At 62.6% G+C, this 16,568-nt stretch carries 18 protein-coding genes; 12 read left to right on the top strand and 6 right to left on the bottom strand.

The annotated features are described in order from the left end of the window. Window positions 1-3: 3 nt before the first annotated feature. The 5 genes from Q1A07_RS21240 to Q1A07_RS21220 form a co-directional block, all read right to left on the bottom strand. Window positions 4-318 carry a copper resistance CopC family protein gene (locus tag Q1A07_RS21240; RefSeq protein WP_255626078.1) on the bottom strand — a complete coding sequence of 105 codons (315 nt, stop codon included), beginning with the start codon at window positions 316-318 and terminating at the stop codon, window positions 4-6. A gap of 56 nt (window positions 319-374) precedes the next feature. Beyond that, window positions 375-689: a cytochrome c gene (locus Q1A07_RS21235; protein ID WP_259650590.1), complete on the bottom strand. Its 315-nt coding sequence runs from the start codon at window positions 687-689 to the stop codon at window positions 375-377. Between the two features lie 125 nt (window positions 690-814). Further along, the gene (locus Q1A07_RS21230; RefSeq protein WP_227364384.1) at window positions 815-1,384 is read right to left on the bottom strand and encodes a L,D-transpeptidase; all 570 of its coding nucleotides are present in this window, start codon (window positions 1,382-1,384) and stop codon (window positions 815-817) included. Window positions 1,385-1,505: 121 nt separating this feature from the next. Further along, on the bottom strand, window positions 1,506-2,957 hold the full coding sequence (locus Q1A07_RS21225) for an ATP-binding protein (protein ID WP_299784415.1): 1,452 nt from the start codon (window positions 2,955-2,957) through the stop codon (window positions 1,506-1,508). Next, window positions 2,957-3,706, bottom strand: coding sequence for a response regulator (locus Q1A07_RS21220; RefSeq protein ID WP_299784413.1), 750 nt, complete (start codon window positions 3,704-3,706; stop codon window positions 2,957-2,959). Before Q1A07_RS21220 ends, Q1A07_RS21225 begins: the two co-directional genes overlap by 1 nt. Window positions 3,707-3,870: 164 nt before the next feature. On the opposite strand from Q1A07_RS21220, the gene Q1A07_RS21215 reads away from it, so the two are divergent. The 4 genes from Q1A07_RS21215 to Q1A07_RS21200 are packed head-to-tail and all read left to right on the top strand — an operon-like array spanning window position 3,871 to window position 6,441. After that, window positions 3,871-4,317 carry a DUF6010 family protein gene (locus Q1A07_RS21215; protein ID WP_366944122.1) on the top strand — a complete coding sequence of 149 codons (447 nt, stop codon included), beginning with the start codon at window positions 3,871-3,873 and terminating at the stop codon, window positions 4,315-4,317. Between the two features lie 3 nt (window positions 4,318-4,320). Further along, a complete protein-coding gene (locus Q1A07_RS21210) occupies window positions 4,321-4,980 on the top strand; it encodes a VTT domain-containing protein (RefSeq protein ID WP_299784406.1) in 660 nt (219 codons plus the stop codon). Window position 4,981: 1 nt separating this feature from the next. Continuing rightward, window positions 4,982-5,995, top strand: a complete 1,014-nt coding sequence (locus Q1A07_RS21205) for a cation diffusion facilitator family transporter (RefSeq protein WP_299784404.1) — start codon at window positions 4,982-4,984, stop codon at window positions 5,993-5,995. Next, window positions 5,992-6,441 carry a DUF411 domain-containing protein gene (locus tag Q1A07_RS21200; protein WP_093454954.1) on the top strand — a complete coding sequence of 150 codons (450 nt, stop codon included), beginning with the start codon at window positions 5,992-5,994 and terminating at the stop codon, window positions 6,439-6,441. Before Q1A07_RS21205 ends, Q1A07_RS21200 begins: the two co-directional genes overlap by 4 nt. Here Q1A07_RS21200 and Q1A07_RS21195 read toward each other — a convergent pair. Beyond that, on the bottom strand, window positions 6,438-7,001 hold the full coding sequence (locus Q1A07_RS21195) for a Crp/Fnr family transcriptional regulator (protein WP_299784401.1): 564 nt from the start codon (window positions 6,999-7,001) through the stop codon (window positions 6,438-6,440). The genes Q1A07_RS21200 and Q1A07_RS21195 overlap by 4 nt on opposite strands. A gap of 76 nt (window positions 7,002-7,077) precedes the next feature. Between Q1A07_RS21195 and Q1A07_RS21190 the strand changes: the two genes are divergently transcribed. The 8 genes from Q1A07_RS21190 (at window position 7,078) to repC (ending at window position 16,551) form a co-directional block, all read left to right on the top strand. Then, window positions 7,078-7,602: a hypothetical protein gene (locus Q1A07_RS21190; RefSeq protein ID WP_299784399.1), complete on the top strand. Its 525-nt coding sequence runs from the start codon at window positions 7,078-7,080 to the stop codon at window positions 7,600-7,602. A 108-nt stretch (window positions 7,603-7,710) separates the two neighbouring features. After that, complete coding sequence (petA, locus tag Q1A07_RS21185; protein WP_093454957.1) at window positions 7,711-8,268, top strand: ubiquinol-cytochrome c reductase iron-sulfur subunit; 558 nt, start codon at window positions 7,711-7,713, stop codon at window positions 8,266-8,268. A 448-nt stretch (window positions 8,269-8,716) separates the two neighbouring features. After that, window positions 8,717-9,166 carry a hypothetical protein gene (locus Q1A07_RS21180; protein ID WP_299784393.1) on the top strand — a complete coding sequence of 150 codons (450 nt, stop codon included), beginning with the start codon at window positions 8,717-8,719 and terminating at the stop codon, window positions 9,164-9,166. A 135-nt stretch (window positions 9,167-9,301) separates the two neighbouring features. Then, window positions 9,302-11,158 (top strand): ParB/RepB/Spo0J family partition protein, encoded by a 1,857-nt coding sequence (locus tag Q1A07_RS21175; protein WP_299784391.1) that lies wholly within the window; start codon window positions 9,302-9,304, stop codon window positions 11,156-11,158. A gap of 822 nt (window positions 11,159-11,980) precedes the next feature. After that, window positions 11,981-12,319 (top strand): DUF736 family protein, encoded by a 339-nt coding sequence (locus tag Q1A07_RS21170; protein ID WP_013959932.1) that lies wholly within the window; start codon window positions 11,981-11,983, stop codon window positions 12,317-12,319. Between the two features lie 515 nt (window positions 12,320-12,834). Then, on the top strand, window positions 12,835-14,052 hold the full coding sequence (repA, locus tag Q1A07_RS21165) for a plasmid partitioning protein RepA (RefSeq protein ID WP_249994656.1): 1,218 nt from the start codon (window positions 12,835-12,837) through the stop codon (window positions 14,050-14,052). 73 nt (window positions 14,053-14,125) lie between these two features. Then, window positions 14,126-15,121: a plasmid partitioning protein RepB gene (gene repB / locus Q1A07_RS21160; RefSeq protein WP_299784388.1), complete on the top strand. Its 996-nt coding sequence runs from the start codon at window positions 14,126-14,128 to the stop codon at window positions 15,119-15,121. A gap of 164 nt (window positions 15,122-15,285) precedes the next feature. Further along, the gene (gene repC / locus Q1A07_RS21155; RefSeq protein ID WP_299784386.1) at window positions 15,286-16,551 is read left to right on the top strand and encodes a plasmid replication protein RepC; all 1,266 of its coding nucleotides are present in this window, start codon (window positions 15,286-15,288) and stop codon (window positions 16,549-16,551) included. The last annotated feature ends 17 nt before the right edge of the window (window positions 16,552-16,568 follow it).

The raw sequence follows: 16,568 nt of genomic DNA, 5'->3' as shown, positions 1-16,568 counted from the left end.
CGCTCACTTCACTTCAAACGAGAAGACACCGGTCATCGGGTGCCCATCAACACCAAGCCCGCGCCATTCAATGTGATACATGCCCGGCCCCATGGGTGTGAGAGGAAGCGAGAATTCTTTGACAAAACCGGATTGGGTGCCGAGATCCAGAGCCTCGGTGTGCGTCTCAGCATGGGTCATTTCGACTTTCGTCAATCGCATCCCATCGTTGAAGCGCAATCCAATCGTCTCTGGTACGGCGTCAAGAATGGCTCCGTCTGCAGGCGTCATGCTTTCCTTTTCAGAATGGGCGAGGGCTTGCGCGCTGGTCAGCGCCAAAAAAATTGTCAGTGCGACTCTGTATATCACGGATCGTCCTTCGTCGGTTTCTTCAGTCAGTTTATACCATTCGCGCGTTGCAACTCACGCACGTAGGCCACGATCATTTTCACATCGCCATCGGTGACACCTTCGACCGGCGGCATGTTCCCAAAGCGCCAATGATGCGCACGGACACCATTCTTGGCCGCCAGAAGGAAGGCGGCATCCCCATGGTGGCTGGGTTCGTAGATTTTATGCACAAGAGGGGGCGCCACACCGTCCTGCCCGGCCGCATTTGCGCCGTGACAGGCTGCACATTTCGCATCGTAGGCCAGTTTGCCGACCTCCGCGTTGGCCGACAGCGCTTCCGGCAAGGCGACATCGACCATGGGCCCGTTGGCGCGAGACGCGTCGTCCGTGGTCGTTGCCACGTCATCGTCAGTTGGTCCTGTCCACCAGAAGCCAATGCCAAGAACCACCGCAAGGGCGACGGATAAGATCGTGTAACGCCCCATCAGATCAATTTGACCTGCGTTCCGACCGGTGTCCGATTGTAAACCTCAATGATATGTTCGTTGTAGAGGCCGATGCAGCCGCTCGACGAACGACGACCAATCTTGCGCGTATCGTGTGTCCCGTGAATGCGATAATATTGCCAGGTCAAATGCAGCGACCGCACCCCGAGCGGATTGTCTGGACCTGGCGGCATATAGGCCGGCAAGGACGGATCGCGCTCGCGCATGGATGGCGTGGGCGTCCAATCCGGCTCAGGATCTTTGAAAACGATCTCTGTATAGCCCCGCCGCGTCAGCTCATCCGTCATTGGAACCGATGTCGGATAAAGAAACATTTCACCGTCGCCTGTCCATTGCTGAAGCGCACGGGAATTGGTGTCCGCGATAATGATGCCTTTGCCCAGATGATCGAAGTGGTCTTGCCAATCGTGGGTTCTGAAGCTCGAAGCGTTGCGCCGAACCGGTGCGCGTGGTTCTGCGCGCAGCACCGAAGGCGCAAACAGGAGCGCCGCGCCGACGCCGCCGACAAAATGACGACGCGACCAAAAGGATCGATTTCTTGCCTGCATGGCTCTGCCTCGTTTCCATGTCGAACGCTTTGTTTTCTATCGAAGATCAGTGAGCGACGGAACGCAGGAAGGCCCGGAATTTTGTAAGGTTATGTATCAACCCGCCGGTTGGACGGCGGCGCTACACTTTTTTGGTCCGAGCCGAAAATCCGGTTTCGGCGCGCGCTTCGGGATGCTCTGACGGAGATGTCATTGCAGCTTGATGCGCAGTCACGGGCAAGACGATGCGCGCACGGAGTCCACCCTCTGCACGGTTCGACAGGGTGATCGCGCCGCCGTGTTGCAAAACGATGCTGCGGGCGATTGAAAGGCCTAGCCCATGGCCTCCGGTTTCGCGGGAGCGCGATCCCTCAAGGCGCAGGAAGGGCTGGAAGACATCGCGCAACCGGTCATCGGGGATCCCCGGCCCATCGTCCTCGACCAAAATCTCGATGCTCTCGTCAGAGACGCCCCAGGTTAGGGTCGGGTTGCGCCCGTAGCGCCCCGCATTGTCGATGAGATTGCGCAAAGCACGACGCAGTGCCTTCGGCTTGATCTGCACCGTTGCCTCGGGTCCCGGGCGCACGTCCAACGCACCGTGGGTTGCGTCCCGAATGTCGGTCAGGAACGCGCCAATCTCGGTCCGTTGCAGGGCCTCGTCCTGTCCCACACCGCGCGCATAGGCCAGCGTGGCTTCCACCATATCCTGCATCTCGTCAAGAGAGGCCGTGATGCCGGTCTTGGTCTCCGCATCCTCCACCATCTCGGCATGAACCCTGAGCGCGGTGAGTGGCGATCTCAAGTCATGGGCCAGGGCGGCCAGCATTTGCGTCCTGTCCGTGACGAAGCGAGCCAGGCGCGTTTGCATGTCATTGAAGGCCGTCGTCAGGTTCCGCACTTCATTTGGGCCGACCGGCGTGAGGGGTCCTTGCCGGCCACCGCGCCCGAACTCCTCGGCTGCCGCGGCGAGATCATTCAGTGGCCGCGTCAGGCGCGTCAGCAGAAACCAGAAGATCGCAAGCAGCAACACGGCGGCCGTCAACACGAAAGAGAGGGTGGAGGCCCAGGACCATTGTATGGGCGGCCGCTCGAACCGGGTGGCGACGTTCAGCCATTGGCCTCCGGCAATGGCGATCGAGACCTCCATCTCGAGGGCCGCCAGGGTGCCCTGCATCATCTCGGCGTGCATTTCCGCCATTTCCGGAGAGAGGTTCGGCAGCGGCAACAGCCCCTGTTCAATCTCATGCACTTCGACCCGAATATCGCGGGTGTAGCCATCGTTCAAAAGCGCACGCACGCGCGCTTCGATCGCTCCGTTCTCATCATGGTGGGTGTGCGTTACGGCAGGCGTGTCGCCGAGATCGAAGCGTACAAGGGGCGAGTTTGCCGCCGCCACGATATCCTCATGCAACGTCGGCGGTGCTTCCTCGATCAGACGGGCGACGTTTGCTGCGCGTCCGGCTGCCTCGCTGCCGATGGCCGCCTGCACGGCAAGCGACCGTTCATCGACGAAAAGCCACAAACCCACGACCTGCGCCACGAACAGGACCACCACCACCAAAAGGGCGATCTGTGAGCGGAACCCCATTCGCATCAGGCCTCGACCTCCACATCACAGTTCAGGCAATATCCACCATTGCGCACGGTCGATATGATCCGGGGGCGAAGCACATCGGGTTCGATTTTCCGGCGCAGGCGCGAAACTTGATTGTCGATCGTCCGGTCAAATGGTCCGGCGACACGGCCGGCGCTCAATTCCAGAAGCTCATCCCGGCCGATCACCGCCCGAGGACGCTCAAGTAAGACCGTCAGCAGCTTTGCTTCGGCCGTGGTCAATGTATTGACCGTGCCATCGGGGCAAATGACATGGCTGGCGTCGTGATCGAATGTGATCCCGGCAAATACGGCCCGCTTGCCCGCAAATGTTCCGCCATGGGGCGCATATCCGTCTCCCGCACGGCGCAGGATCGCATTGATCCGTGCCAGAAGCTCGCGCGGATTGAAGGGCTTGGCCAGATAGTCATCTGCACCGGTGTCGAGCCCCTTGATCCGAGCGTCATCGTCGCCGAGCGCCGTTAGCATGAGAATCGGCGTTTGCTGCTGCTCCCGGCGCAGCCGTGCGCAGGCCGCGAGCCCGTCCTCTCCTGGCATCATGATATCAAGCACGATCAGATCGAATTTGTCCTCGCCCAACCGTGCATCCATCTCGCCCGCACTTTTGGCTCCCGTCGCGCGCAGCCCGTTTTTCTCCAGGTAGCGCGTCACGGAGTGCCGGATCTCGGCATGATCATCGACGACCAGAATATGCGCCGATGCCGCCATCAGCGATCGGGTCCCACACATCGGCACGTCTGGCCGATCGGCCTACTGTTCAATAGATTGAGTTCCATAACACCCAGAATAGATTGTTCTTTCGGGAAAGACCCGCACCTCGTTTGTCGCAATATGTATCAATAGACCTGACATGTCTTGACCCTCCAGCTGCTGGAAGTCCCATCTGACGCGGCATGACAGGCGCAAGACCAGACATATCGGGACAACATCCCGCCCAATCAGCGCACCGGACCATGGCGGCGCCCGCGTGGATCGGATTTGCGCTTTTTGTGGTCACAATGCCCGCCCACCTCCTCCTGGAACAGGCAGACTCGCTTGCCTTGGCAGCGGTCACACTGGCCCTGATCGGCGGGGCCTATATCGGGTTCGGTGCCGCCGATGGCCGTCGCTCCGTGTTCTGGTCTGAGCTGGCAGTTGCTCTCGTCTTTGGTGCGGCGGCCGTAGCGGGTCTCCTTTGGCATTGGGCAGCCTTGCCTCTGGGTCTCGCGCTCCATGCACTGTGGGATCTTGCCCATCACAATGCGGTCCGCCTTGCCCGGGTCCCACACTGGTACATCCCGTTTTGCGTCGTCTTTGACCTGATGGCGGCAGCCTTTCTTGTGCTGCTTTATACGAGGTAGGCCATGGTGCGTGTCGTTGTTCTTGTCCTTCTGGGGCTCTTGCTTCTCGTCCTGGCGCGTCCGGACCTTGCGGGGCTCGATGCCGATCTGCCGGAGCGCGACGACCTGCGCCTTTGGATCGAGGCGGCTGGTCTTCTTGGTCCGCTTCTGGTCGTGGCGCTGATGACGCTGGCGATCGTGGCCAGTCCCCTGCCCTCGGCGCCGATCGCGCTGGCTGCCGGGGCCGCCTATGGTCACACCTACGGAACACTGCTCGTCGTGCTCGGCGCAGAGATCGGCGCGCTTGCCGCGTTTCTGCTCGCGCGCAGGCTGGGACGCTCTTTCGTGGAACGCCATGTCGGCGAGACGATCGGGCGTGGACTTCTGGGGTCACAGAATACACTGACGTTTCTGGTGTTCGGAAGCCGACTGCTGCCGTTCCTGTCCTTCGACATGGTCAGCTACGCGGCTGGGTTGAGCGCCCTGCACCTTTGGCGGTTTGCCCTGGCGACACTCGCGGGGATCATACCGGCCAGCTTCTTGCTGGCCCATCTCGGCAGCGAAGCCATGAATGGGGACGTGCAAACCGCCACCTGGACGGCGCTGGCGCTTGGCGCATTTACCGCCCTTTCCGTCCTCTTTGCGGTCTGGCGCGACCGCCGCACTCCAAAGAAGGAGATCTGACATGGCCACTCATTCACATGCGGGACATATGCCGTCGTCGGGAAAAGCTCTGGTCATATCCGCCTGGCTGACCGGCATCTACTTCGTGATCGAACTGGCCGTCGGGCTCTGGACCGGCTCGATCGCGGTGCTGTCAGATGCGTTTCACACGTTGTCCGCCGTCGGGGGCGTGCTCGTCGCCATCATCGCGCAGCGGATCGCGCGCCGCCCGGCGGATATGGCGCGCAGTTACGGGTGGTATCGCGCAGAGATCATTGGCGCGCTGGTGAATGGAGGCTTTCTTCTCGGCATGGCGCTTCTGGTGATCTGGATGGGGGCGATGCGGCTCGGAAATCCGATCCATCTGCCCACGGGACCGATGCTCTGGGTGGCCTTCGGTGGCTTGGTCACTGAGGTGATCTCGCTCGGCCTGATGTGGAAATCCAGCCAGGATGATCTGAATTCCCGCGGGGCCCTCTGGCACATCATCCAGACCTTCGTCGGCAGCCTGTTGATCATCGTGACCGCGCTCGTCATCGAGTTCACCGGCTTTCTGGCGATCGATCCGATCCTTGGTATGGCCTTCGGGGTCGTGCTCCTCTGGGCCTCGATCGGAGTTATCCGCGAGGCGGTGCATATTCTGTTGGAAGGGACCCCGGAAGATACTGATCTCTCGGCCGTGACCGCTGATCTGCGCGCGCAGGACGGCGTTCTCGATGTCCACCATGTCCACGCCTGGACCCTGACCAGCGGCAAGCACGCCTTCTCGGCCCATCTGCGCCATGCAGAACCTGCCGATGCCGCGCGCATCCTTGAGACCGCCTATACGCACCTGACCAAGCATCACCGGTTTCACATGGTGACCCTGCAGCTTGAAACGGACTGCCTCGACGAGCGCCACGCGGACGATTTGGACGTCACGCAATCGATGGGGCCGCAGGCAGAGCTTCATGAACCACCTGCGCACCGCGATCACCTCGACAGTGCCGCTCCGGATGCTAATCTCGAACGCAATTCAAAAGGAAACGACACATGAAACGACGTAGCTTTCTGCTGACCGGCGCTGCCGCCACAATCGCGCTCCCGGCCATGGCTGATGCCGGGCCCATCATCAAGGTTGTCAAAACCCCGACCTGCGGATGCTGCACGGCCTGGGTCGATCATGTCCGGCAAGCCGGATTTCTGGTCGAGGCCCAGGATGTCGATCAGGACGCCCTCTATGCGCTGAAAGACAGGCTCCGGATCGCGCCGGAACTGGCCGGTTGCCACACCGCCGTGGTGGGCGATTATTTCATTGAGGGCCATGTGCCGGCTGAGGACATCGCCCGGCTTCTTTCAGAGCAACCGGCGGCGCGCGGGCTGAGCGTACCGGGTATGCCGATGAGTTCCCCCGGCATGGGCGGTCCCGGTGCCGGCGATACGTTTGATACGCTGCTTGTCGGGCCCGATGGCGCGACATCGGTCTTTGCCAGTCATAGCTAGGCCAATCGGTAGGTCCCACGGGACGGGTTTGTAACCCGGCCCGCTTCGACAAGCGCCCGCAGCGCACGGTAGGTCGCCTCATGCGTCAGCTGGAGGCGCGCGGCAAAGTCGATGACGGTGCCATCCAGAAGACCCGCAACGATCCCCGCCATCACCCGATCCTCGGCGCGTCGGATGCCGACAATTTCCATGATCTGCCGGTGCGCCTGAACCTGTTGGGCCGCATGGCGTCCATAGGCCCGCGCAAAATCCGGGTTCGCGAAGGCGGCGAGAACCGCGGACTTGTCGATCCGGACCAACTCACCTGCATCCATCACGATGGCATCGCAATGATAGCGCTCCGAAAAGACCGAGGCTTCGGCAAAGCTGGTCCCGGATGTCGCCCGGTGAATGATGAGCCGCTCGCCATTCGGACCAACCCGTTCGAGATGCACACGCCCGGTTATCAGCACATAGAGGCCCCGGGTCCTTGCACCCTGTTGGAAGAGCACGTCGCCAGCCGCAATTGTGTGCGACTGACGCGCAGTTGTCGGGAGAAGGTCGTAGGGCTCTGGCAGCATATGATTGAAATCATATTCCAGAGCAGGCCTGCGTGCTACGAAAAACGGGTATCGTGCCGTTCAAAAGGATCCCCCCATGCGCCTTGTTGCTCTCCTGCTTGCCCTGTCATTGTCTGGACCCGTCGCGGCCCAGCACAGCCATTCCGCGACCGGGCATGCGATGCCGGGTCCGCAGGAAACCGGGCAATCTGCCTTTGCCGCCATGGCCGAGATCGTGGCGCTCCTACGCGCCGATCCCGCTACCGATTGGGCAAATGTCGATATCGCAGCTCTCAGGCGACATCTGGTGGACATGGAGCTTGTGACGATGGAGGCCGAGGTTACCCGCAGTGTGCGGCCCGCCGGTATCCGGTTCGAAATCCGCGGAGCACCGCGCGTTCTCGAGGCCATTCGCTCCATGGTGCCTGCCCATGCGCCGTTCCTGGCTGCCGAGACGGGTTGGGAGGTCACGACAGAGGATCTCGGGGATGGTGTTGCCCTCCTCGTCGATGGCGATTCCGACCAGATACAGGGTCTTGGGTTCTTCGGGCTGATGACCATCGGCGCGCATCACCAGGAGCATCACCTCATGATGGCAAAAGGCGAACCGCCCCACCATTGAGCTGAAGATCCGCCACAGTTTCCCTCCGCCAGCCCCCGGGTTGCAGACAAAACATTACAAAACCCGCGTTGACGTTCCGGGGCGGGAAGGTTGCACACTCGCTGTGCTATGGATGCCACCGACGACACTGAACGCAGAGATTTCCTGTATTATGCCACTGCTGGCGCGGGCGTGGTCGCGTCCGGTGCGGCGCTCTGGCCGCTGATCAATCAAATGAACCCATCGGCGGATGTGCGCGCCCTGGCGACGATCTCGGTGGATATCTCCGGGCTCGCGGAAGGCACCCAACTGACCGTCAATTGGCGCGGAAAGCCCGTCTTCATTCGCCACCGGACGCAAGCGGAGATGGCCCAGGCGCGTGAAGAGGCGGTCTCCACCTTGCCGGACACCGATGCGCGCAATCCCAATCTTCCCGGCGAGGCCACAGCGCAGGATGAGAACCGGGCCATTCCGGGCCATGACGCCTATCTGGTGATGATCGGTGTCTGCACGCATTTGGGATGTGTCCCGCTTGGCGATGGCGCGGGCGATTTTGGAGGGTGGTTCTGTCCCTGCCACGGGTCGCACTACGATACCGCGGGTCGTATTCGCAAAGGGCCTGCGCCGGAGAACCTGCACATTCCACCTCTGGCCCTGTCCGACAACATGGTGCTGACGCTCGGTTAGGCGCATGCGGCGTTGTCATCTTGACTGGCCCGCCAACCGCACGGCTGGGCAGGCTCTAGGGCACAAGATGCCCCGGAGCCAATACTGTCTCCGCCCTTCCGGGTAACGATCCTTCGGGCACAAGACAAAGGCAATCGCGGGCCTGCCCGCGATCACGCGGTCAATCGTCGGGGGTGCCGCCGCTCTGCTTTGGCACCCCCGACGGTTTTGCATTTTTCCTCCGCCTGACATCCGAACGACGGCGCCAACAGGGGCTCGGGTGCCGCTGGCGCGTCAGCCTCCGCCGGAGAAATCCGGTGCCTCCCGTCGGCTGATGCCGCCGGGTCCCTCCCGATTTCACCGCTTCGGCCCCCTGTGTCCCGCCGCCGCCCGGCCGCAGGTCGGGCTGTGCCCTTCCCTGCTCTGCCCTTCGGAAGACGCGGGGGTCTTCCGAACGTCAGAGACAGGGATGGCCCGCGCCCAAGGCGGACAATGGGCCAATGCACAAGAAACCCATGCCGCGCCAACCACGAAGGAAAGGAGCGAGACCATGGGCCTCGATCAATATGCCTATCTCAAGACACCCGAAAGCGGAGACGAAGGGGAAGTGCCCGCCTTTGTCTGGCGCAAGCATTCCAAGCTGCAGACATTCATGGAAACCCTCTATGTCGCCCGCACCGGCCTCTCGGCCAGCGACCTCAACTGCGGCGAGTTGATCCTCGCGCCGGAGGACATCGACCGCCTGGAACGGGCCGTCACCGACGGCACCCTGCCCCAATGCGAGGGCGGCTTTTTCTACGGCCACCAGTTCCAGGACGAACAGGCTGCCGACTGCCGCACCTACGACCTGGACTTCTGCGCTTGGGCGCGGGCCGAAATGCAGGCCGGATCGACCGTGGTCTATTCCTGCTGGTGGTAACCCGACAGCGCCTCAGAGACGCCCTGAGCGTCTTTTGGGGGCCTTCTCCCCTGCTATTCCCCTTCCATCGTCCTCCTGCGCCGCCACGGCGCGGTAGGCGCCACATCCCACCCACAAACTCAAGGAGACTTCCCCATGACCAAGCAAGACCCGATCCTCACCGACACGGGCAGCATCGAACTGGTGCCGCTCGACGCCCTCACGCTCTCGGACCTCAATCCGCGCAAGAGCGTCTCGGATGTCCATATCGATACGCTGGCGGCCAGTATCGCCCGCTTCGGACTGATCCAGAACCTTGCAGGCCTGCGCACAAAGAAAGGCCGCGTCGAAATCGTCGCGGGCGGATGCCGCCTGCGGGCATTGCAGAAGATCGCCGCCGAGGCCGAAACCCCTGCCCCGGTCACCGTCCCGGTGCGCATCACCGAGGATGCCGAGGAAGCCGCCATCTGGGCCAATGCCGAAAATGCCGCGCGTGAAGCCCTGACCCCTGCGGATGAAATCCGCGCCTTCGGTGCAATGACGGCCAAGGGCGCGACGGTGCCCGATATCGCGCTGGCCTTCGCCACCAGCGAGGCCCGGGTCTACCAGCGGTTGGCCCTTGCCGCCTTGCCCGCTCCGGTCATTGACGCGCTTGCCGCAGGCGAGATCACCCTCGGCGCGGCCAAGGCCTTCACCCTGTCGCAGGATGCGGCGCTGTCGCTCACGCTTCTCGAGCAGATCAAGGGGCAGCCGATCTCGGAGGCGCAACTGAAATCCGCGCTCACCCCCGAAGCGGTGACCGGCAGTGACCGCCGCGCGCTCTTTGTCGGCCAAGAGGCCTATGAGGCCGCAGGCGGTGCGATTACGCGGGACCTGTTTTCGCAGGCGGTCTATTTCACCGATCCGGCTCTGCTGGATGACCTCTTTGACGAACGGCTCGAGGCGGCGCGTGCCGCGCTGGTGGCAGATGCGGGCTGGCTCTGGGCCGAGGCCAAGCGCGAGCCATGGCTCAACTACTATGAAATCGACCAAGCCAAGCTGACACGTCTCTACCCGGTCGAGGGCGATCTGAGCGACGCGGAGGCCGAGGATTACGACCGGCTGGCCGAGATGTGCGAGGCGGGTGTGCTCGACGCGGACGGTGAGGCGCGACTGGCCGATCTGCAGGCCACTCTCGACGGCTCATACACCGACGACCAGAAGCGCGTCTCGGGTTGTCTTATCCTTGTAAATCAATCGGGTAAGGTGGAGATCACCGCCGGTCTGGTGCGCCCCGAGGACAAGGACGTGGCCCTCGCGGCGGGCGTTCTTACAGCCCCCGACCGCCCTGCCCCCGCGCCGAAATCGCCCTACTCCCAGAAACTGAGGACCGACATGCAAGCGATCCGGCTGGCGGCAGTGCAATCGGCCCTTCTGGCCAAGCCGGACCTTGTGCTCGATCTTCTGGCCTTCGGCCTGTCGGAAGCCTCCGGGTCGTTCGAAAGCCTCTTTGATCTGCGCCTCGGACGTCCCAACAACGTCCCGAGCATCGAGGATGGGTTTGACCACGAGCCGCGGCTTGATCACGGTCTCGACCCGACCACTGGTTGGCAGACCGGCACCCGCGTCGATGATCTGGAGGAGGCCTTCGCCGCCTTTCGGGCCAGCGGCAAGAAGGCCCGCAACGCGGTCCTCACCGAAGCTTTCGCGCGCGCCCTGCCGGATCAGGCCGGGTCCGAAGGTTTCTTTGCAGCCATCGCCGCCGAGGCCAAGGCCGATATTCGAGCCCACTGGACGCCCACGGCGGAGAATTTCTTTTCGCGCGTCTCCGCCGGGGTGCTGACCGACCTTCTCTGCACCTTTCTCGACTGCGATACCCGCGACGCGCGTGTGGTGGCCTTCGGCAAACTCAAGAAGGCGGAGAAGGCCGAGAAGCTGGAAAAGCTGATCGGCGATGCGACCACGCAGAAACTCATGGGGCTGACCTCAGAGCAGAAAGACAAGCTGGCGATCTGGGTCCCGGATTGTCTCTGAGCCTTCCTTCGTGGGAAGACCACCTGGCCCCGCTCCGGCGGGGTCTTTTTTGTGCTCCGGCCAGCACGGGTACGGGATGGCCCAAAATTGTCCGGCGGCGGGGCAGAGGAATGCCCCCTGCCCCGCCGCCGGACCGGCGCTGCCCGCGCGGGGGTCGCTGCGCGACGGGAGGTGCCGGGGAAACACTCAGTGGGGGTCGTCAGGCCCGTTGGGCGTGGAGTGGCCACTTGCGGCAGCTCCGGGGCGTGCCGTTGCAGCCAGTGGATCGCCCCGGTGGCCCATGAGGCGGGGCGGGAGCGTCGCACCCCGCGCGCCGGGCATGGCGCTGAGACAGGTGGCCTGCCCGCTGCGACCTGTGCCGAAACCCTGATTGATATCTCACGGGATCGCCTTGGCGCTAAGCCTGAGTGCAGCGGCCTCCAAGGTTTGCGGCATCGGGCCCATGGCGATGACCGGTGCCGGAGCCAGGCTAGCAAGTTCCCGGGCGAGAGGCGGGATGGCGTGCTGTCCTTGCGTTCCGGCGACATGCGTTGCCGAGGCGCAGATCTTGTCCAAGCCATTGGCGCTGATCGTGGCGGGCACCTGTTGTTGTCCGGGGGTCCGGCCCGTCTCCGACCGGTGTTGCTGAGCGTTGCCGGTGGCAGGGCACCCTGGGAGCCGCAAAGGTTGGGGCCCGTCTTTTTCCCCTGCCCGTGCCGGGCATTCCGCGCGGGTCAAAAAGTGCGCCCCCCTGCCCTTCTCCGCTGCGCTGCGCCTGCGGTGCTGCCCCAGGGCTCCCTGCTTTGGTCACCGGCATTGCAACACCAGACAAGGAGACACGCAATGACACCGAACTGCATCAAATTTGACGCCGCCGAGATCGGCACCGCCAAAGGCACCGGGTCGATCTCGACCCTGACCTTCGATCTCGACATCTCCGTGGAACCCGTGACCAGCGACAATCCGATGGCACCCACCCACCGGGTGCTCGGCCGCTCGCCCCGCGGCCGTCTCGTCGAATGCGGCGGCATCTGGCGCAAACAGAACCGGGAGACCGGCGCGGACTATTTCACGCTGACGATCCGGGACTACGGGTTCAATGCCAATCTCGGCCAGGCGGCGCATCAGGACGACCCGACCCTGCAGGCGGTGATCCCCTGGGGCCCGAAAGAGGCCGCGTGAGCCCGCGGTTGGCCGGGACTCCCGGCCAACCCACCCGGGCTTGGGCCTGGGAATCGGGGCCCGATTCTCTCCAATGGGTGGGCTGGGGGTGTTTCTTGCCGGGGTCCTCCGAGCGAGACCCCGGTGCGCTCCGTGCGGACGACCGTGATTGTGGCGCAAGCCTGCACGGGTGGTCGCAGGCAACTGCCATCTGGCGCCACGGCCCATATGCTCGGATCGTGATTTGCCTTTTTTGACAGCCGTGCAAATCGGGAAAGATTATTAAAAACAATAAATTATAGTAATTCCGCCGCCTTCTGCGCAAAGACGTAAGGACTGGACCGGTATTGCACCCTACCAGATATAGCGGTCCCTTTTGCCCTATCTGCGGTGTCTTGTGGTCTCCCCGATCTCTGCCATGATCCGGCAGTGCTTTGCCGCCCGCTGAAAAAATCGTTGTGGATAACCCACTTCCGCTGTAGTCACAGTTTAACGAAAGAAATCGCGATAAAAGCGATATTAGGCGAGGCGGCAGGATGGCGACAGCACCATTCCGGCAAGATACAGGCGAGTTGGCCTTCGATGAAATCATTCTCCAGCAAGGAGAACTGATTTCCGACCGACTCAATATCTTGCGTCAGGAACAATACCCCCCCGATGCCCAGAAGGGTCTGCGGCAGTTTTCTCTCGCCGAGGTGGCCTATTTCCTCGGCGTCACGCAGTCGACGATCAAGAAGCTTCATCTGGAGGGCAAAGGGCCGGAGCCACAAACCTCGGCCTCTGGGCGGCGATCCTATTCCGCAGCACAAATGCTGGAGCTGCGCGCCTATCTCGATGCCCATGGCCGTCCGGGCAAGCGGCGTTACCTGCCCCACCGCACCGAAGGCGAAGAGCTGCATGTCATCTCCGTCGTCAACTTCAAGGGGGGCAGCGGCAAGACAACGACCGCTGCCCATCTGGCGCAGCACCTGGCACTCAAGGGCCATCGGGTGCTGGCGGTCGATCTCGATCCCCAGGCCTCGCTCACCGCATTGCACGGGATTCAGCCTGAATTAGACTCTGTTTCCTCGCTTTACGAGACCCTGCGCTATGACGCCGAGCGCCAGCCGATCAGCGCGGTGATCCGGCCCACGAATTTCCCGAACCTGGATATCGTCCCAGCCAGCCTCGATCTTCAGGAATACGAATACGACACGCCGGTGGCCCTCACGAGCCGTGACCCGTCCGAAGGCCGCGCCTTCTTCACGCGCATCTCAAAAGCGCTGGAAGAGGTCGAAGATCGCTACGACGTAGTGGTGATCGATTGCCCGCCCCAGCTTGGATATCTGACCCTAACGGCGCTGACAGCCTCGAGTTCGGTGCTGATCACCGTGCATCCCCAGATGCTCGACGTGATGTCGATGAGCCAGTTCCTCCTGATGCTGGGCGGTATCCTGCGCACCATCCGCGAAGCAGGGGCCGAGATGCGGCTCAAATGGTTCCGCTATCTCGTCACGCGGTTCGAACCCACCGATGGGCCGCAAAAGCAGATGGTCGGCTTCCTGCAGGCAATGTTTCCCAACCAGATGCTCGAAGCGCAGATGGTGAAATCGACGGCGATCTCGGATGCCGGGATCACCAAGCAGACGCTTTACGAGGTCGAGCGGGCGCAGTTCGTGCGGTCGACCTATGACCGCGCGATCACCTCTCTGAATGCCGTCAACGACGAGATCGCCGGTCTCGTGCATCAAGCCTGGGGGCGAGAAGGCCCATGAGTTTGACAGCCGTGCAGATGCGTTTTGACAGCCGTGCAGACAGGGGGCGCCGTGCGCCGGAAAGGAGGGCATCATGGCCAGAAAAGACCTGTTGAAATCCGTGATCGGGCAGCCGACCGACCCGCCGGTCGATGGGGGCCGCTCGAGCTATGCGATGCGGGGTGCTTCGAAGTCCATGAAGGTCTCGATCGACAGTCTCGCCGAAAACTCTAAGCGCCTCCTCGAAGGCGAAACCATCGTCGAGATCGATCCCGCCCTGATCGATGCCTCCTTCGTCAATGACCGGCTCAGCGGTGATGACGAGGCCTTCGATGAGTTGAAAGCCTCGATCGCATCAAGCGGGCAGGACACGCCGGTCCTGCTCAGGCCGCATCCGGAGGCCGCTAATCGCTACATGGTCGTCTTCGGGCATCGCCGGGTGCGTGTCGCGCGGGCGCTCGGACGGCCGGTCCGCGCCGTGGTCAAGGAGATGGACGATGTCGCCCATGTGCTGGCGCAGGGCCAGGAGAACACGGCCCGGGCCGATCTTTCCTTCATCGAGAAGGCGCTTTTTGCCAGGAACCTGCATGATCTCGGCCAGGCCAAGGAGGTGATCCAGCAGGCGCTGACCATCGACGGGACGCTCTTGTCTCGCATGCTGTCGGTCGCGGGGACGGTGCCCGGCCATGTCATCGCCGCGATCGGACCCGCCAAGCAGATCGGGCGCGACCGTTGGGAAGATTTCAAGAAGCTGATGGCAGTCAAAAGCAATGTCACGGTGGCCGACCGTATCCTGGCCACGGAGGGGTTTGACCAGCTCGATAGCGACACAAAGTTCGAAATTCTGCACAGCAAGGTGACCGAGGCGGGCAGGGCACCCCGGCGCCGGGCGGCGAAAGCCACCCCGGCCAAGCGCACCTGGACCGCCGGAGAGGGCCGGATCAAGGGCGTCATCGGACGCGCGGGCCGCGCCTATACCATCTCGCTGACATCCAAGGATTCCGCAGGCTTTGGAGAGTTTCTCTCGGAGAACCTCGACCAGCTCTATGCGGAGTATCTGTCTCAATCGGAGGAGACATCGACATCATGACCTGAGGCAAAAGAAAAGCCCCCAAGCCGATCCGGCCCGAGAGCTTATCCAAATAGATTAGACACCTTCTGGATACCGCTCCCGCGAATCACTGTCAACGAAAGAACGTCGTTTTGGCGCACGGGACTCTTTTGCCTCCACAAAACCGGAGGTGAGATACAGGCATGACACAGAGCGGTTGGCGCAAGCCGACGCCGGCTCTCGGGACCGCGGATCAGCTGGCCCGAGACGGCGAACAGATTTCCATTGCCAAGACACGCAGTGTTGTCGCGGCGAAACGTGTGGGGGCCCATATCGGGCTGAAAGCGGCGGATCTTCTGCTGCTCGATACGCTTGCGGCCTTTACCCAGCCCCAGGATTGGGAAGAGGGGCGACGGCCCATCGTCTGGGCGTCGAACGCCTATCTGATGGAGCGGACCGGGTTTTCCCTGTCGACGCTCAAACGCCACGCCCGGCGCCTGGCGGAGGTCGGCGTGATCACCTTCCGGGACAGCCCGAATGGCAAACGCTGGGGCCGCCGCGATGCCGATGGTGTGATTCTCGAGGCCTACGGGTTCGATCTCGCCCCCTTGAGCGCCCGGGCCGCGGAGTTCGAGGCACTGGCGGCTGATCTGGCAGCGGAGCGGGCGCTCTGCCAGCGTCTTCGGCGTCAGATCACAATTGCCCGGCGCAGTATCCGGGCGCGTCTCGAGGCGGCGCTGGAGTGCCAGGAACACATGCCGGGGCTCCGGAGCCTGCAACAGGCCTTTGAGGCGCTTCTGACGTGTCTGCCAGGCCCGCGTGCGGGGGCCGACATGCTTCAGCGACTGGTTGGTCGCTTCGCTGATCTGCTGTCGCGGGTCGAGAAGGTGTTTCTGCGGGAGGCAAAACCTGTGGGTCAAAGCGCAGAGATGACCGAAGAAAGAGGAAATATGGACCCCAGGGAGGTCAGTTCCGGACCTCACATACCAATTACAAAAAAACTTCATCCTGTAATTCGTAATTCCTCAGAAAATGAGGAAGCGGCAGCCGAACCGCCCGGACCGGCAACGCCAGCGCCTGTGGCACGGACAGCGTCGGACAGTGGGGCAGGGGAGGCGAACAGACCGCAGGTCGGGATCGAGTTGGGAACGATATTGCAAGCCTGCCCGGAATTCACCTCCTGGGGGCGCAATCTGGGCGGCTACATCCGTGATTGGCGCGATTTCGTGCGGGTCGCCGGTGAGTTGCGGCCGATGATCGGCATTTCGGAACATGCCTGGATCGCCGCACAGGAGCAGATGGGCAAACCCGCCGCTGCGGCTGCATTTGCCTTGGTCTTCGAGAAGGTCCATTCAGGCGAGGTCAACTCGCCGGGCGGATATCTGCGGGGCATGGTCGAAAAGGCCGGGGCAGGGGAGCTGCATCTGGAGCGTAGCTTCTTCGGTCGGCTGAGTGAGATGGCGGCGTGAGACGGGGCTTCACCTCT

This window comes from uncultured Roseobacter sp., assembly GCF_947492555.1.
In the GTDB taxonomy this organism is placed as follows: domain Bacteria; phylum Pseudomonadota; class Alphaproteobacteria; order Rhodobacterales; family Rhodobacteraceae; genus Roseobacter.
The sequence above is the reverse complement of the archived record's forward strand: the minus strand, read 5'-3'. Positions and strand labels throughout refer to the sequence as shown.

Excerpts from the sequence above, each read along its gene's own strand:
- repA (WP_249994656.1), top strand. The coding sequence starts at position 12,835 with ATGGCGACAGCACCATTCCGGCAAGATACAGGCGAGTTGGCCTTCGAT.
- Q1A07_RS21225 (WP_299784415.1), bottom strand. The coding sequence starts at position 2,957 with ATGCGAATGGGGTTCCGCTCACAGATCGCCCTTTTGGTGGTGGTGGTC.
- Q1A07_RS21220 (WP_299784413.1), bottom strand. The coding sequence starts at position 3,706 with ATGTGTGGGACCCGATCGCTGATGGCGGCATCGGCGCATATTCTGGTC.
- Q1A07_RS21205 (WP_299784404.1), top strand. The coding sequence starts at position 4,982 with ATGGCCACTCATTCACATGCGGGACATATGCCGTCGTCGGGAAAAGCT.
- Q1A07_RS21210 (WP_299784406.1), top strand. The coding sequence starts at position 4,321 with ATGGTGCGTGTCGTTGTTCTTGTCCTTCTGGGGCTCTTGCTTCTCGTC.
- Q1A07_RS21180 (WP_299784393.1), top strand. The coding sequence starts at position 8,717 with ATGGCCCGCGCCCAAGGCGGACAATGGGCCAATGCACAAGAAACCCAT.
- repB (WP_299784388.1), top strand. The coding sequence starts at position 14,126 with ATGGCCAGAAAAGACCTGTTGAAATCCGTGATCGGGCAGCCGACCGAC.
- Q1A07_RS21200 (WP_093454954.1), top strand. The coding sequence starts at position 5,992 with ATGAAACGACGTAGCTTTCTGCTGACCGGCGCTGCCGCCACAATCGCG.
- Q1A07_RS21175 (WP_299784391.1), top strand. The coding sequence starts at position 9,302 with ATGACCAAGCAAGACCCGATCCTCACCGACACGGGCAGCATCGAACTG.
- Q1A07_RS21215 (WP_366944122.1), top strand. The coding sequence starts at position 3,871 with ATGACAGGCGCAAGACCAGACATATCGGGACAACATCCCGCCCAATCA.
- Q1A07_RS21190 (WP_299784399.1), top strand. The coding sequence starts at position 7,078 with ATGCGCCTTGTTGCTCTCCTGCTTGCCCTGTCATTGTCTGGACCCGTC.
- repC (WP_299784386.1), top strand. The coding sequence starts at position 15,286 with ATGACACAGAGCGGTTGGCGCAAGCCGACGCCGGCTCTCGGGACCGCG.
- Q1A07_RS21170 (WP_013959932.1), top strand. The coding sequence starts at position 11,981 with ATGACACCGAACTGCATCAAATTTGACGCCGCCGAGATCGGCACCGCC.
- Q1A07_RS21230 (WP_227364384.1), bottom strand. The coding sequence starts at position 1,384 with ATGCAGGCAAGAAATCGATCCTTTTGGTCGCGTCGTCATTTTGTCGGC.
- Q1A07_RS21235 (WP_259650590.1), bottom strand. The coding sequence starts at position 689 with ATGGTCGATGTCGCCTTGCCGGAAGCGCTGTCGGCCAACGCGGAGGTC.
- Q1A07_RS21195 (WP_299784401.1), bottom strand. The coding sequence starts at position 7,001 with ATGCTGCCAGAGCCCTACGACCTTCTCCCGACAACTGCGCGTCAGTCG.
- petA (WP_093454957.1), top strand. The coding sequence starts at position 7,711 with ATGGATGCCACCGACGACACTGAACGCAGAGATTTCCTGTATTATGCC.